12 protein-coding genes are annotated in these 13,465 nt (G+C 70.7%); 5 read left to right on the forward strand and 7 right to left on the reverse strand.

Translation table 11 applies throughout. The features are described 5' to 3' along the window. Nucleotides 1–105: 105 nt before the first annotated feature. Entirely contained in the window at nucleotides 106–522 is a 417-nt protein-coding gene (locus tag K3N28_RS22840) for a hypothetical protein (RefSeq protein WP_228095154.1), read from the reverse strand. A 321-nt stretch (nucleotides 523–843) separates the two neighbouring features. Between K3N28_RS22840 and K3N28_RS22845 the strand changes: the two genes are divergently transcribed. Further along, a complete protein-coding gene (locus K3N28_RS22845) occupies nucleotides 844–1,572 on the forward strand; it encodes a response regulator transcription factor (protein ID WP_228095155.1) in 729 nt (242 codons plus the stop codon). Here K3N28_RS22845 and K3N28_RS22850 read toward each other — a convergent pair. Beyond that, a complete protein-coding gene (locus tag K3N28_RS22850; RefSeq protein WP_228095157.1) occupies nucleotides 1,551–2,351 on the reverse strand; it encodes a polyphosphate polymerase domain-containing protein in 801 nt (266 codons plus the stop codon). The two genes, K3N28_RS22845 and K3N28_RS22850, sit on opposite strands and share 22 nt — an antisense overlap. After that, nucleotides 2,348–2,944 carry a DUF4956 domain-containing protein gene (locus K3N28_RS22855; RefSeq protein ID WP_228095159.1) on the reverse strand — a complete coding sequence of 199 codons (597 nt, stop codon included), beginning with the start codon at nucleotides 2,942–2,944 and terminating at the stop codon, nucleotides 2,348–2,350. Before K3N28_RS22855 ends, K3N28_RS22850 begins: the two co-directional genes overlap by 4 nt. Nucleotides 2,945–3,097: 153 nt before the next feature. Here K3N28_RS22855 and K3N28_RS22860 point away from each other — a divergent pair, with 153 nt between their 5' ends. After that, nucleotides 3,098–4,696 carry a CotH kinase family protein gene (locus K3N28_RS22860; protein WP_228095160.1) on the forward strand — a complete coding sequence of 533 codons (1,599 nt, stop codon included), beginning with the start codon at nucleotides 3,098–3,100 and terminating at the stop codon, nucleotides 4,694–4,696. Between the two features lie 153 nt (nucleotides 4,697–4,849). Here K3N28_RS22860 and K3N28_RS22865 read toward each other — a convergent pair whose 3' ends face one another. Further along, the gene (locus K3N28_RS22865) at nucleotides 4,850–5,404 is read right to left on the reverse strand and encodes a hypothetical protein (protein ID WP_228095161.1); all 555 of its coding nucleotides are present in this window, start codon (nucleotides 5,402–5,404) and stop codon (nucleotides 4,850–4,852) included. 195 nt (nucleotides 5,405–5,599) lie between these two features. Further along, nucleotides 5,600–5,938, reverse strand: coding sequence for a hypothetical protein (locus K3N28_RS22870; RefSeq protein ID WP_228095162.1), 339 nt, complete (start codon nucleotides 5,936–5,938; stop codon nucleotides 5,600–5,602). A 511-nt stretch (nucleotides 5,939–6,449) separates the two neighbouring features. Between K3N28_RS22870 and K3N28_RS22875 the strand changes: the two genes are divergently transcribed. Then, entirely contained in the window at nucleotides 6,450–7,205 is a 756-nt protein-coding gene (locus K3N28_RS22875; protein WP_228095163.1) for a S9 family peptidase, read from the forward strand. A 191-nt stretch (nucleotides 7,206–7,396) separates the two neighbouring features. Here the strand turns inward: K3N28_RS22875 and K3N28_RS22880 are convergent, their stop codons facing one another. Together K3N28_RS22880 and K3N28_RS22885 are read right to left on the reverse strand one after the other, a co-directional pair. Beyond that, nucleotides 7,397–7,825: a nuclear transport factor 2 family protein gene (locus tag K3N28_RS22880; protein WP_228095164.1), complete on the reverse strand. Its 429-nt coding sequence runs from the start codon at nucleotides 7,823–7,825 to the stop codon at nucleotides 7,397–7,399. 94 nt (nucleotides 7,826–7,919) lie between these two features. Beyond that, nucleotides 7,920–8,678 (reverse strand): hypothetical protein, encoded by a 759-nt coding sequence (locus K3N28_RS22885; RefSeq protein WP_228095166.1) that lies wholly within the window; start codon nucleotides 8,676–8,678, stop codon nucleotides 7,920–7,922. A gap of 212 nt (nucleotides 8,679–8,890) precedes the next feature. On the opposite strand from K3N28_RS22885, the gene K3N28_RS22890 reads away from it, so the two are divergent. Both K3N28_RS22890 and K3N28_RS22895 read left to right on the forward strand, forming a co-directional pair. Further along, nucleotides 8,891–11,359: a tetratricopeptide repeat protein gene (locus K3N28_RS22890; RefSeq protein WP_228095167.1), complete on the forward strand. Its 2,469-nt coding sequence runs from the start codon at nucleotides 8,891–8,893 to the stop codon at nucleotides 11,357–11,359. 264 nt (nucleotides 11,360–11,623) lie between these two features. Next, nucleotides 11,624–13,399, forward strand: a complete 1,776-nt coding sequence (locus tag K3N28_RS22895; protein ID WP_228095169.1) for an ABC transporter ATP-binding protein — start codon at nucleotides 11,624–11,626, stop codon at nucleotides 13,397–13,399. The last annotated feature ends 66 nt before the right edge of the window (nucleotides 13,400–13,465 follow it).

Raw genomic sequence — 13,465 nt, forward strand, 5'->3', positions numbered from 1 at the left:
GGGCCGTTCGTCGCCGCGGTCAAGAGCTGGCGGTGCTCGCGCCGTCGGCTGGCGCAGTCCTGCTTCCGGGCTCCCGGCGCCACGCGGGTCCCCCGTCGTCTCCGGTCAGGCCACGGTGTTGACCTCCGCGAGCACGCAGGCCAGCGACCAGATGACGAAGACGTCGAGCGCGATGATGAGCAGCGCCCACCACGGGTAGTAGGGCAGGAAGAAGAACTGGTTGAGCGCCGAGACGATGGCCAGGCCGATACCGGCGCCGAACGCCCAGCTCCGTCCCATGAGGACGAAGACGCCGACGAGCGCCACCAGCGCGCCGAGGATCAGGTGGATCCAGCCCCATCCGGCGGTGTCGATGGCGAAGGTGTAGTCGGCGCCGGAGACGAACAACTCGTCCTCGGCGATCGCGGCGATGCCTTCGAAGAGCTGGAACAGCCCCACGGTGAGCATGATGCCGCCGGCGAACACCGCTCCTGCGGTCGCCCAGGCGACCTTTCCGGTGTCGGCCTTTGGAGTGTCGGTCATCTCGGGCTCCTTTCTCCCTGCCGGTCGGCCTCGCAGGTCGACCGGACGCGGGCGGCGGTCGCCGTCCGCTGCCTTCTGTGTAGCCCCGGGCGGGTCGATTCGGGAGGGGATTCGCGAAATCGACGCCGCCGACCGGGGTCAGGCGCTCGTGCCGATCGGCGCGCGATCCGCTTCGACCGGAAGCCACGCCGAGCCGGGGTTTCGCGGATTCGGAGGACCGGCGACAAAGGATGGACCACGGCGGTCCGCAGCGGATCGCGCCGAGCGGAAAAACATCGACGCATATAGATATACCCTGTATGCCGGGTTTAGAATATTCACGTGGAGTTCACCCTTAAGACACCAAGGCTGGACGGATCTGACTCCACCCTCACTAGGATCCTCACGGCCGACCCGGACCCCGGCGTCCGGGGCATCCTCGACACCGCCTGCCGCCTCGAAGGCTGGGAGGCCATACCCGCGACCGACGGCGAGACCGCGCTCAAACGCATCCGCCTCTTCCGACCCCATGTGGTCGTCACCGAGCTGGCCATGCCCGACGTCGACGGCCTGGCCCTGCTCGGACGCATCCGCTCGGAGTTCGCCGACGTGCCCGTCATGGCCCTGGCCGGCGCGGGCGGCACCCGGTACCGCATCGGCTGCCTCGCCGCCGGCGCCGACGACTACCTCGCCAAGCCCTTCGACCTCGAAGAAGTGATGCTGCGCCTCAAAGGCATGCTGCGGCGCAGCAGCCCCGCCGCCGAGGCCCCGCCGCCGACCCTGGTGGTCGGCGACCTCGAACTCGACGAGGGCTCGCGCCACGTCACCCGCGGCGGAACGCCCGTATACCTGACCGACACCGAGTTCCGGCTCCTGCGCTACCTCATGTGCAACCCGCGTCGCGTGCTGAGCAAGACCCAGATCCTGCGCCACGTGTGGGACCACGGCTACCGCGGCCGCGACAGCGTCGTCGAGCTGTACATCTCCTACCTGCGCCGCAAGCTCGACCACCGCTCGGCCCCGATCATCCACACCGTCCGCGGCGTCGGCTACATGCTCAGACCGGGCTGAGCCGCGGCCGGCGGCGAGGCCGGGCGCCACCCGAAGTGGCGCCGCAGCGTCCGGTTCCACTTGTTCGCCGGCAGCTCGGGGCGCAGGAACGCCATACCGGTGCCGTACTTGCTGATCGGGCACGGCCGGTACCCCGCCCGCCACAGCCGCCGGTCCACCGGCCCCGACCGGCCCGCGCTCTTGACCTCGACCACGGCCAGCTCCGGACTGATCGCGCCCTCGCGTCCGGTGAAGTCCTCGAAGCGCAGCTCGGTGTCGCACGTCAGCCGCGCGCCCGAGGGCACGTGCAGCGCCGTCACGCGCCGATACCGCGTCACCAGCACCGGTTCGAGCGCGGCGGCGCCCTCCGGCACCTGCACCGTGCCCTCGATCCGCCAGCGGCCCTCGTCGGTCAGCCGGTGCCGGTCGACCGCGGCGTAGTCGAACCGCTGCTTGACCGTGGCGACGCCCGCACGGGTCTTGATCTCGAGCATGCACTGGCCCGAATCCAGATAGGTGCGGGTGCGGACCTTGAACCGGCGGCGCCGCGACCGCGCCGTGCCGAGATAGCTGGACAGGGCCGGAGTGTCGAAATAGACCGACTCGTAGGCGAAGCGGCGCACCCCTTGGATCTCGAGCACCGCCAACTCGCCGCCCATGTCCTTCGCCAACGCCGCCAGCTCCTCCTGGGAGACCAGGTACTTGCGGTCGACGCGCGTCTGGAGCTCGGCGACCGCCAGCAGCTCGCCGAGGCCCACGGGGGTGAGGCCGCCGAAAACTTGGAGCGCTCCCAGACTCATCGTGCCAACACCGGCCTACGCCGTTCGGACTTGACCCGCGTCCCCGCGACCCGATACGTCACCTCCACGGTCTGCGAATCCCGCACCAGGTCCGTCACCGTCGTCTCCACTCGCGTCACCTCCTCGGCCCCGAGCAACTCGGCCAGACGCGCCTCGAGCGCTGAGCGCGAATCGTAGATCCGGTCGAGCACCACCAGCTCCTGGCGGTACCGCTGATGCCACACCGGCTGATCGATCACCGCCATCACCACCACCACCAGCGCCGCCAGCACCGGCCCCGTCCACACCGGATCGAGCGGGATCCCGCACACCAGACCGATGGCCAGCGACGAGAAGTAGTAGCACACGTCGCCGTGGCTGATCTCGTCCGAGCGCAGCCGGATGATCGACAGAACCCCGAACAGGCCGATCCCCACCCCGATCCCGATCTCCGTGCCCAGCAGCGCCGACACCACCGCGTACACGCCCACGTTGAGCCCCATGTAGGGCACCACCATGTGCCGCCTGCGGTGTCGGCGGTAATAGACCCCGAACACCAGCACGCACACGAGCACCAGGTCCGCGACCAGTCCAGTCCATCGGAAAGCATCCATACACCGTTTTATAGAGCCCGAACCTATGAATCTCCCATGAGCGGCCTATGAATCGGCGAACGCTTTCACAGACTGTCCATAGGCGACGCTGTTACGGTTCCCGGCATCCAAACAGAACGGAACCCGCTTCCGTGGCCATGGAGGTGGCATCACATGAGACCAATCACGCGGACCCTCGCGGTCATCGCAGCGACCCTCACGCTCGCGATCGGCCTCGCGGGAAACCCCGCTGCAGCGCAACCCGCCCAGACCAGCCCGGTCTGGGACTCCGGCGCCGTCCACGACATCGAGGTCTCCCTCGACCGGGGCGAATTCGTCGCCATGGTCCGGGAATTCCTCGACAGCGGCGAGAAGCAGTGGATCAGCGCCGACGTCACCATCGACGGCCGCACCTTCCCCGACTCGGGCATCAAGCTCAAGGGCAAGTCGAGCCTGTGGGGGATCGGCGTCGACTCCTCCCCCTCGTCCCTGCCCTGGCTCATCCGGCTCGACAAATACGTCGAGCAGGACTTCGACGGCTATAAGCGCTTCGCGATCCGCTCCAACATGACCGCCTCCTCCCTCAACGAGGCGCTGTCCCTGCGGCTGCTCGAGGCCGCCGGCCTCGTCGCCTCCAAGAGCGCCCCGGCCGGTTTCAGCGTCAACGGCGAACCGCCGGTCCTGCGCCTGGTCGTCCAGGAACCCGACAAGACCTTCGACCGCGAGAACTTCCCGGCCGCCGACGGCTCCAAAGACGGTGGCACCCTCTACAAGAAGCAATGGGACGAGGACTTCTCCTACCGCGGCGACGATCCCGACGCCTACGACGGCGCCTTCGAGCCGGCCGGCGGCGACGAGGACAACTGGCAGCCGCTGTTCGAGTTCCTCGACTGGATGAACAACGCCACCGACGCCGAATTCGCCGCCCAGCTGGACGACCGCATCGACACCGCCGCATTCGCCCGCTACCTCGCCGTGCAGGACCTCATCCTCAACTGGGACGACATCGACGGCCCCGGCCAGAACGGCTACTTCCGCTACACCCCCGGCACCGGCCGGATGACCATCGTGGCCTGGGACCACAACCTCTCCTACGGCATCTTCCCGGCGCCGCCGCGTCCCACCGTCGCGGGATTCGACACGGCCGCCGAAGCGCTGCCGACCCCCGTGCAGGACGGCATCGAAGCCGCACAGCGCACCACCTGGGGCTGCCCGTGCGTCGAACGCGCCCTCGCCGTACCGGCGTTCCGCGCCCTCTACGAGCAGACCTTCACGCAGATCAAGGCCCAGCTGTACGGGTCGGGATTCGCCCAGACCGCGCTCGACGAGCTCTCCGCGCCGCTGTACGCCTCGAACCTGATCGACGACGCCAGCGTCGACCGCGACCGCGCCCAGATCCAGCGGGTGTTCGCCCAGACCATCAACCCCCGCCCCACACCGGGCGGCTCGGGAGGCCCCGGCGATCCGCCGGTCGGTGAAGGGTGCGCCGCCGAGGTCGACGTGGTCGGCGAATGGGGAAGCGGTTGGCAGGGCAGCGTCCGCATCACCGCCGGCAGCGGCGCCGTGAACGGCTGGACGGTGCAATGGACGTGGCCGAGCGGCCAGAGCCTCACGAGCCACTGGAACGCCCGAGTCACGGCCTCGGGCACCGCCGTCACCGCCACCGACATGGGCTGGAACGGCGCCATCGCCGCGGGCCAGTCCCGCGAAGCCTGGGGTTTCGTGGCCTCCGGCCCGGCGGCCGCGCCGAAGATCACCTGCACCGCAGCCTGACGCAACAGCAGAGCGGCCCCGCACCGGCGGTGCGGGGCCTTTCTGCGTGCCATCTGAGAACTGCGAATCGATCCCGGGCAAGCGCGCCTCGGCGGCCGACGCCCGCCGTGACTGCGGCGTCCCTGGGACGAGGCTCCTTCCGCCTTCAGGGAATCAGCCGAAGTGCACCTGGATGAGCGCCGTGTTCCCGCTCAGTTCCAGCAGGTGCACCACGAATCCCCCGGCCTCCGGTTCCGGCGGCTCCTGCCCCGCGTCGACGCATGAGAGGCCCCCGCCGCCGTCGGCGCGGATCTCCAAGGTGCAGACGGGTTGGTACAGCAGACCGCCGCCGCCTCCCATGCCGTTCGGGTCGGTCAGGCTCACCTTGACACCGTCGTCTTCGACGACGGCCTCCACCGTCCACTCGCCATCGGGGCCGCCGACGGGGAACTCGACCGAATCCGAGAAGGACACCTCGCATTCGCCGTCGCCGCAGGACTCGTAGTCGGCGTCGTCCGCGTCCGATGCCTCCGACGTTCCGGAGGCGGGAGAGGGAAGCGCGGTGGAAGCGGCGTCGGAGGTCGGTGAGGGGGAAGCGGCATCCTCGGCGTTCGAAGCCGAAGCGTCGGCGTTCGGTTCCGCCGCCGTGCCGCAGCCGGCCGCCGCCACGACCGCGAGCATCGCACCGATCACCATGTGGCGTTTGAGGAACGCCCGCGAAGTCATCATTCGCCGATTCTAGGCGGCCTGCCGGAAACCGTTCCCGACGGCGGACGGAGCGGTGACCGCCGACCTCGCCCGGACCGGGCGCACGGCGAAGCCGGATCTACGGCTGCTTCGCGGCCTGGACATGACTCGCGCGCCGGGCCGCCGACCGAGCGGATTCGGACGAAGCCGCGCCGCCGTATGCCGGCAGGACCGGCCTCACTCAGCGGCGAGGGTGTCGTAGAGGTCGTCGGGGTCGATCTGCGCCCGGTACCGGAACATGAGCGAGACCTCGTTCCCGAACGAGCGGAGCGAAGCGAACGGGTCGACCGCGAACTTCGGCTCGGCCCACTGCTGAGCGATCACGGCCGCGGGTGCGCCGTTCACTTCGAGGACCCATGTCGCGCGCCCGCCCGCGATGTGCGGGAGGAATCGGCGCTGCCGCAGCGAGGCGACGGCCTCGGCGATGGTGCTGGACTCCGGCAGGTCGATCGTCTTGGCGTGCGGGTAGACGTCGTCGCCCATGGCGACGCTCGAACGGTCCACGTTGATGATCATCGTTCGCCCTCCTCAGCTCGAATCCGACTGCCCCCGCAAACCAAACCGTACCGGCCCGGGTTCTCGCGATCACCGGTTTCGCGCTCTTCCCCGCCTCCTCGGCGGCGACACCCGGCTTCTCGAAGCGGACGGCGCTCATGCGAGCCCCCGAAGCGTCCGGCGTGGAAGCAGCGGCCGAACCGGCCTCGTCGACACGGCTTCGGATTCCGCAACGCCCTCCGGCGTGACTGCGGCTACCGCTGGGCCACAGGGGAGTCGAGCGAGTTCGGCGCGCTCATCGAAGTCGACGCCGAACCGTTCGGCCAGTACCACTTCAGGTTCGAGCACGGGCGGTGGGCGACGATCGACGCCGAACAAGGCCCCGGGACGGTCAACGCCGCCCATCCCGGATTCGCGGAGGCGCTCTCCCGGCCGAGGGCGGGCGGCCATGTCGAATCCCCCTGCGGATCCGCTCGAGACGCCTGCCCACTGCCGTCATCCGACGCCGCCGACCCTGTTAGGTTCATGCGCTGTGGAACTCCTCGACATCCGACACGGCGGTCGCACGATCCGCGGCGCGCTGCACCTCCCTCCCCCGGCCGGATCGCCGGCGCCGGCGCTCGTGCTCTGCCACGGGTTCGGCGGCAACCGCGCCGAATTCGGCTACACGTTCGTCCGGCTGGCGGATCGCCTGGCCGAGCGCGGCGTCGCCGCCTACCGCTTCGACTTCGCCGGTTGCGGCGACTCCGACGGCGACTTCGCCGACCTCACCGTCTCCGACCAGGTGTCGCAGGCCGTGGCGATCCTCGACGCCGTCGGGGGCCACCCCGCCGTCGACGGCGAGCGGATCTCGCTGCTCGGGATGAGCCTCGGCGGGCTGACCGCCTCGCTGGCCGCCGCCGAACGCCCGGTCCGGTCGCTCGCCCTGTGGGCCCCGGCCGCGGCGGCCGTCGCCATGGACGAGGCGGCCGCGAGACGACGCGCGGACGCGATCGCCGAGCACGGCTACGACGACTTCGGCGGCCTGCCCGTCCACCGGAGATTCACCGACGACGCCGAGCACATCGACCCGTTCGCCGACGCCGCCGCATACGCCGGACCGGTCCTCCTGGCCGTCGGCTCCGACGACTTCGTGCTCGGACCCGACCTCCTCGACCGATACCGGGGCGCCTATGGGGAACGGCTCGACCTCCACGTCTTCGAAGGCGTCGGCCACGGCTTCGAGACCGTGCCCGCGCGCGAGCGTCTCATCCGGCTCACCGAGGACTTCGTCGCACGCCATGCCTGAAGCGGGCGCCCGGGCCCCGCTGGAACCTCGACGACGCGACCGGGAACCGTGCAACGTCGATGGAAGCGCGCTCCGAACGCCACGCCCACGCAGGGAACGGCGGACAGGACCGGGAACGCACCGATAACGCTGTTCGCAGCTCGACCCGTGCCCGGCGGCGGCTCGCCGCGCCGGCGTTCCGCGGATCCCGCCTACAACGAGCTTTGTGCGTCGGCCGGATCGGTCCGGTTCGCAGCGACGTCGGTCTTCTGGGTGAAGGCCGCGCGCCACCGCCCGTCCACGCGGACGTAGACGTCGCTGATCCACTCGTCGGTCGTGTACGGCACGCCGTCCCACTCCCCCGAGCTCGCCATGCGGGCCGTGATCACGACCGTGTCACCGATGCGCGCCACGCGCTCGCGCTCGACGGTCCTCATGCTGCGGTGCGCCAGCCGGCCCGAGGCGATCCAGCCGATGACGTCGGCCTTCGACGAGAAGCCGTTCGCGTCCACATAGACCCAGTCGTCGGTCATGTGGCTCGCGATCAGCGAGGCGTCGTTGGCGATCAATGCCGCGTCGCGTTCCGCCGCAAAGGAGCAGACCTCGTCTTCAACGGAAACGGGCGATTCCCCTGTCGTCATGTCGACGACCGTAACCGCCCCTGCGACATGAGGGATCGGCGGCGCAAGCGAGCGTGCGGGGCCCGCCGTCGGGCGGGCCCCGCACTGCCAGGTGTTACTTGCCCACCAGCTCTGCGGTCTGGTGCAGCGGGACTTCGGTGACCACGGAGCCGTCCTCGGCGACCACGGACGTTCCCGCATCGCCGCCGGCGTCCGGGCCGGCACTCGGCTGGTCGCCGATGACCACGGTCACCGGCTTCCCGTCGGCGTCGAGCACCTCGGCGCCGGACGCGTCGAGGACGCCGACCGTGTCACCGGGCTCCGGGGCCTCGGTGGGAGCCTCCATCGCGCTGAGGGAGTAGTCCGGCAGCCAGTGCGAGCCCGACCACAGCGCACCGCCGTACCAGGTGTTGTTGCTCAACACGTAGCCGTGGCCCATCGTGCCGTACCAGCCGGTGCCGCAGTACGGCAGTCCGGCCATCCTGGCCTCGATGATGAGCTGCCACGTCGATTGGCTGTTGTAGACCCAGGAGGTCTCGGCGCACAGGTACCAGGCGCTGCCGTTCCATGCCATCACCTCGATCCGGGAGGCGATGTAGTTGACGGGTCGTTCGTACGCGTAGGCGCACGGGAAGGTGCCGCCGGGCGCCAGCACGGTCGTCGAGCTGACGTCGACACGCGAGTACCCGCCGCCGTCGCCGTGCGAGATCTCGGAGCGTTCATGGACGCAGAGCTCGACGGTGCGGTGGACGTGTCCCTCTTCGTACACGTAGTGCGCGGCCGCCGGGGACGCGCCGAGCAGGACGAAGGTCATCGCGCCCGCGGCCGCCACGACGAGCGCCCGCAGAAGCGAGGTTCGAAGGCGATTGTTCATCTGACTTCCTTTCCCCAGGGGCGTCATGGGTTCCTGCGCGCGCCTGGTCATCTCAGTCTGCTGAGACGAGGACGTCCGAAGTGGTTCCCGAACGAAACCGAACGGCGCGCCCGGCGACCGTCCGGGGCGGCGAGGAGAGCGGACGGTGTCGGCGTCGCGAGCTATCATCCACCCGTGCGTCGGCCGAACGGCCGAAGTATCTGGGAGGCGCTGTGGGACAGCGGAACACGGATGCGCGAGCGGTCCAGACGCTCGACGAACTGGCCGCGTTCCTGCGCCACCTGCGGTCGGCGTCCGGGAACATGCCGTTCCGCCGCATCCAGGCGGAGATCCGCGAGTTCCATCGAGCACAGTCCATTCCCGATGGGCCTCCGTCACTCGCGACCGTCCACGGCCACTTCCAGAACGGCCGCGCCCGCATGAACCCCGACACCGTGCTCGACATCGCCCGCGCCCTGGGCCTCGACGCCGCGGGCCTCCGATCGCTCGAACAGGCCTGCCATCGCGTGCTCGACCGCGCCAACCGCTCGCTCATCGTGGCCACTCGCGCCGCGGTTCCGGCTCCCACCGCGGCCTTCACCGGGCGCCGCATCGAACGCGACCGGATCGCCGCACTCGCGGAGGCGGCCGGACCCGACGGCGGAGCGGTCGTGGTCGTCATCGAGGGCATGGCCGGGATCGGCAAGACCGAACTCGCCCATCGGGCCGCCCTCGATCTCATCGACGCCGGGCTCGTCGGTGACACGCGCCTCTTCGCCGATCTGCGCGGCTACGACCCGCTGGAGCCGCCGGCCGCCGCCGAGGCCGTGATCCGGGGCTTCCTCGGCCACCTCGGCGTCCCCGGCCGTCGGATCGACACCTTGAGTCCGGCGGCTCGAGTGGCGCTCCTGCACCGGGAACTGGCGCCGCGCCGAGCGCTCATCGTGCTGGACAACGCCGCCGACGAGGCGCAACTGGAGCCCCTGCTGCCGCGGGCGGCCGGCTGCGTGGCGCTCGTGACGAGCCGCCGCAGGCTCACCGGCCTGCAAGCGGTCGCGCGCGTGCCGCTCGATGTCCTCTCCGCCCGCGAAGCCCTGGAAATCCTGCGGCGCCGAGATCCGACGGGCCGCCTCGACGCGGCGTCGGAAGGCGCCATGGCCCTGGTCGAACTGTGCCGACGACTGCCGTTGGAGCTGACGGCGGTCGGGCGGCAACTGGAGAGCAAGCCCGACTGGAGCATCGGGGACCACGTCGAACGCCTCCGCCGGATTCCGCCGCATGAGCACAGCGGGCCCGTCCTCGCGTTGTCGTACGACGGCCTTCCCGACTCCGCGAAGCGCCTCTTCCGACTCCTGGCGATCCACCCGGGACGCCGGTTCGCCGCGGACGACGCGGCCGCGCTCGCCGCCGATCCGGTGACCGACGTGCAGGCGGAGCTGACCCGGCTCTACGACGAGAACCTGCTGCTGCGGCGCGGGGAGGGCCACTACGAGTTCCACGATTCCGTGCGGGCCCTCGCCACGGAACTCGCGCACCGCGAGGACCCCGCCAGTCGACAGCACGCCGCCGTCGGGAACCTGCTGCGGCATTACCGGCGTCGGCTGGAGTCCTCCAGCGACGCGGACGCCGCCTGGCTGAGCGCCGACCGCGCGACGCTCCTCGCCTGCCTGCACGTCGCCGACCACGACGAAGCCGTCGCCGCCCTGGCGGCACCGCTGAACCGCGGACTGCGACTGCTGGGCCACTACGACGAGGCCAGGATCTGCAACCGGCAGCTGCTGCGAATCGCCCGCCGTGCAGGTCGACTCGATTGGGAGGCGGACGCGCGCGCAGGGCTCGCGGAGATCGACCGATTGACCGGCAAATTCCAAGCCGCCGCCGAGGGATTCGGCCAAGTGCTGCACCTGCGCCGACGACTCGGGGACCCCGCCGGCGAGGCCGACGCGCTGCGCGGCCTCGCCCAGACCGCGTCCAACGACGACTACCCGCTCGCACTGGAGCGGTATCGGTCCGCGCTGGAGATCCACCGCCGGCTCGGCAACGCCGTCGGCGAAGCGGAAGTGCTCTGGGGCCTGGCGGAGATCGCGCTGTCGGTCGGCGATCACGCCACCGCCGCCGCCCACGCCACCGAGGTCACCTCGATATGCAACCGGATCGGCAACCACATCGGCGAGGCGTACGGCCTTCGGGCCTTGGCCGACGTCGCCGCCGAGCAAGGCGATCTCGGCACCGCGGAGCGGCGGTACCGCCGGTCGATGGCCATCTGCGAGCGCATCGGCAACCGCCGCGGCGCCGCTTATGCCCTGAGCGGCCTGGCCGGCGCGGCACTGCGCGCCGGCGACCTCGACCGCTCCGAACGGCGCTACCGGCGCGTGCTCGACGGCTGCCGCCGCATCGGCGACATCGCCGGGGAGGCCGACGCCCTGCGCGGCCTCGCCGAGACCGCCCTGGCCCGGGGCGCGTTCGCGTCCGCTGCGGACGGGTTCGCCCGTGCCCTGCCGATCTACCGAGAGACCGGTGACCGCGTCGGCGAGGCGCACACCCTCACGGGGTTGGGCCGGGCCGCCTGGTCCTCGCAGCGCCGAGCCCGCGCCCGCCGCTACTGGCAGGAGGCGCTGATCCTGGCCGACCGCAGCGGGTCGCCGCTGGCGAGCGAACTCCGGAAGCTGCTCGAGAGCGCTGCTTCCGCAGGCGTCTCCTGAACGGCGGCGGTGAAAGCGGCCGCTCGGTCGGTTGCCGCGCCCTCCGGGCGTGAGTGCGCGTCTCCAGCGGCCTGCGGTCCGCTCGCAAGGCGACCGCTCTGCGGCCGATCGCGAGTGATCGGCAGCGGCCCGACCGCTCCGAGGGCCTTCGCCCGTCCGCGAACCGAGATCGGACGCACCGCGGTGGCGGCGCGGACACTGCGGCGTTCGCTCGACGGTCCTCGGCGCTGGCTTGGACGCACCGTAGCGGCGTAGTATCGGCGAATGCCTATGAGAGCGCTTGCCGATCCGTCGGCGCTGCTGGACGGTTCCCGTGCGGCGCGTTCGGTGTTCCGTCTGCTCATGCGCCGGCCGTGGCGCATGCTGCTGGCGGTGACCGCGTTCACCTTCAAAGAGGTTCCCCTGTGGTTCCTGCCGGTGGTGACCGCCGCGATCATCGACCTGGTCGTCGCCGACGGCTCGGTGACGGCGGTCCTGGGGTGGTTCGCCGTCGCGGTGGTGCTGCTGGTGCAGAACTATCCCAACCACATCGTCTACACGCGCAACTTCATGACCGTGGTGCGCGACACCGGCGCCGACCTCCGCAACGCTCTCGCCGCCCGCCTGCAGAGCCTGTCGATCGGCTACCACACCCGGATGAGCGCCTCGATCGTGCAGACGAAGCTCGTGCGGGACGTCGAGAACGTCGAGCTCATGCTCCAGCAGGTCACGCATCCGCTGCTGTCGGCGACCATGGTGCTGATCGGCGCCCTCACCATGACCGCCATGACCGTGCCGCAGTTCCTGCCCGTGTACGCCCTCGCCGTCCCGATCGCGATCGGGCTGCGCGCCGGCCTGCGCCGCCGCTCCCGCGCCCGCAACGAGCAGTTCCGGCGGGAGATGGAGGCGCTGGCGGCGAGGGTCGGCGAAATGGCCTCGCTCATGCCGGTCACGCGGGCGCACGGCCTGGAGCAGACGGCGGTGTCGCGGGTGGCCAGCAGCGCGGCGAACGTGCGGCACGCGGGCCTGCACCTGGACATGCTCAACGGCCACGTGGCCTCGATCTCGTGGGTCACGATGCAGCTGCTCGGCGCGGGCTGCCTGGTGCTCGCGGCGACGTTCGCGCTCACCGGGACGCTGCCGATCACGGCCGGCGAAGTGGTGCTGCTGTCGACCTACTTCGCGCTGCTGACCCAAGGACTCACCCAGCTGATGATGCTGATCCCGGTCGGGGCGCGCGGGCTGGAGTCGGTCCGCTCGATCGCGGAGGTCCTGGAAGAGCCGGACGTCGAGCAGAACGCGGGCAAGCAGCAGGTGGACGCGGTGGCGGGCCGCCTCGTCCTCGAGCACGTCTCGCACCGCTACCCGGAAACCGAGACCGAGGCGGTGCGGGAGGTGTCGCTGGAGATCGAGCCGGGAACGACCGTGGCGTTCGTCGGGCCCTCGGGGTCGGGGAAATCGACGCTGCTCAACCTCGTGCTGGGGTTCGTGCGTCCCACCTCGGGCCGCATCCTGCTCGACGGCGTCGACATGCAGCGGCTCGACCTGCGCACGGCGCGCCGGTTCATCTCCGTGGTGCCGCAGGAATCGGTCCTGTTCGAGGGCACCGTCCGGGAGAACGTGGCCTACGGCATGCGGGACGCCGAGGAGGAGCGGATCGTCCTCGCACTGCGCGACGCCAACGCCTGGCAGTTCGTGCAGGAGCTCCCCGAGGGCCTCGACACGGTGGTCGGCGAGCGCGGGGCGCGCTTGTCGGGCGGGCAGCGCCAACGGCTCGCGATCGCGCGGGCGCTCGTCCGCGACCCGCGCATCCTCCTGCTCGACGAGGCGACCTCAGCGCTCGACCCGGCGGCCGAGGAGCTGGTCAAAGAGGCGCTCAACCGACTCATGCGAGACCGCACCTCCCTGGTGGTCGCCCATCGGCTGTCCACCATCCGCCAGGCCGACCGCATCGTCGTGCTCGACAAGGGACGGATCCTCGAACAGGGCAGCCACGACGAGCTGCTGGCGGCCTCGGGCCGGTACGCCCAGATGCACCTGACACAGACCGGCATGCACTGATCCCGTCGCCGATGCGCCGGCCAGGTGAGCAGGCGGTCCGCTTGCGGCGCACGACGGACGGGCCTT

Origin of the sequence: Glycomyces sp. TRM65418 (genome assembly GCF_019710475.1) — a bacterium.
Lineage (GTDB): Bacteria > Actinomycetota > Actinomycetes > Mycobacteriales > Micromonosporaceae > Glycomyces.

Bases quoted from the DNA above. Each gene is read 5' to 3' on its own strand.
- K3N28_RS22840 (WP_228095154.1), bottom strand. From the start codon at position 522: ATGACCGACACTCCAAAGGCCGACACCGGAAAGGTCGCCTGGGCGACC.
- K3N28_RS22850 (WP_228095157.1), bottom strand. From the start codon at position 2,351: ATGAGTCTGGGAGCGCTCCAAGTTTTCGGCGGCCTCACCCCCGTGGGC.
- K3N28_RS22855 (WP_228095159.1), bottom strand. From the start codon at position 2,944: ATGGATGCTTTCCGATGGACTGGACTGGTCGCGGACCTGGTGCTCGTG.
- K3N28_RS22860 (WP_228095160.1), top strand. From the start codon at position 3,098: ATGAGACCAATCACGCGGACCCTCGCGGTCATCGCAGCGACCCTCACG.
- K3N28_RS22865 (WP_228095161.1), bottom strand. From the start codon at position 5,404: ATGATGACTTCGCGGGCGTTCCTCAAACGCCACATGGTGATCGGTGCG.
- K3N28_RS22870 (WP_228095162.1), bottom strand. From the start codon at position 5,938: ATGATCATCAACGTGGACCGTTCGAGCGTCGCCATGGGCGACGACGTC.
- K3N28_RS22880 (WP_228095164.1), bottom strand. From the start codon at position 7,825: ATGACGACAGGGGAATCGCCCGTTTCCGTTGAAGACGAGGTCTGCTCC.
- K3N28_RS22885 (WP_228095166.1), bottom strand. From the start codon at position 8,678: ATGAACAATCGCCTTCGAACCTCGCTTCTGCGGGCGCTCGTCGTGGCG.
- K3N28_RS22895 (WP_228095169.1), top strand. From the start codon at position 11,624: ATGCCTATGAGAGCGCTTGCCGATCCGTCGGCGCTGCTGGACGGTTCC.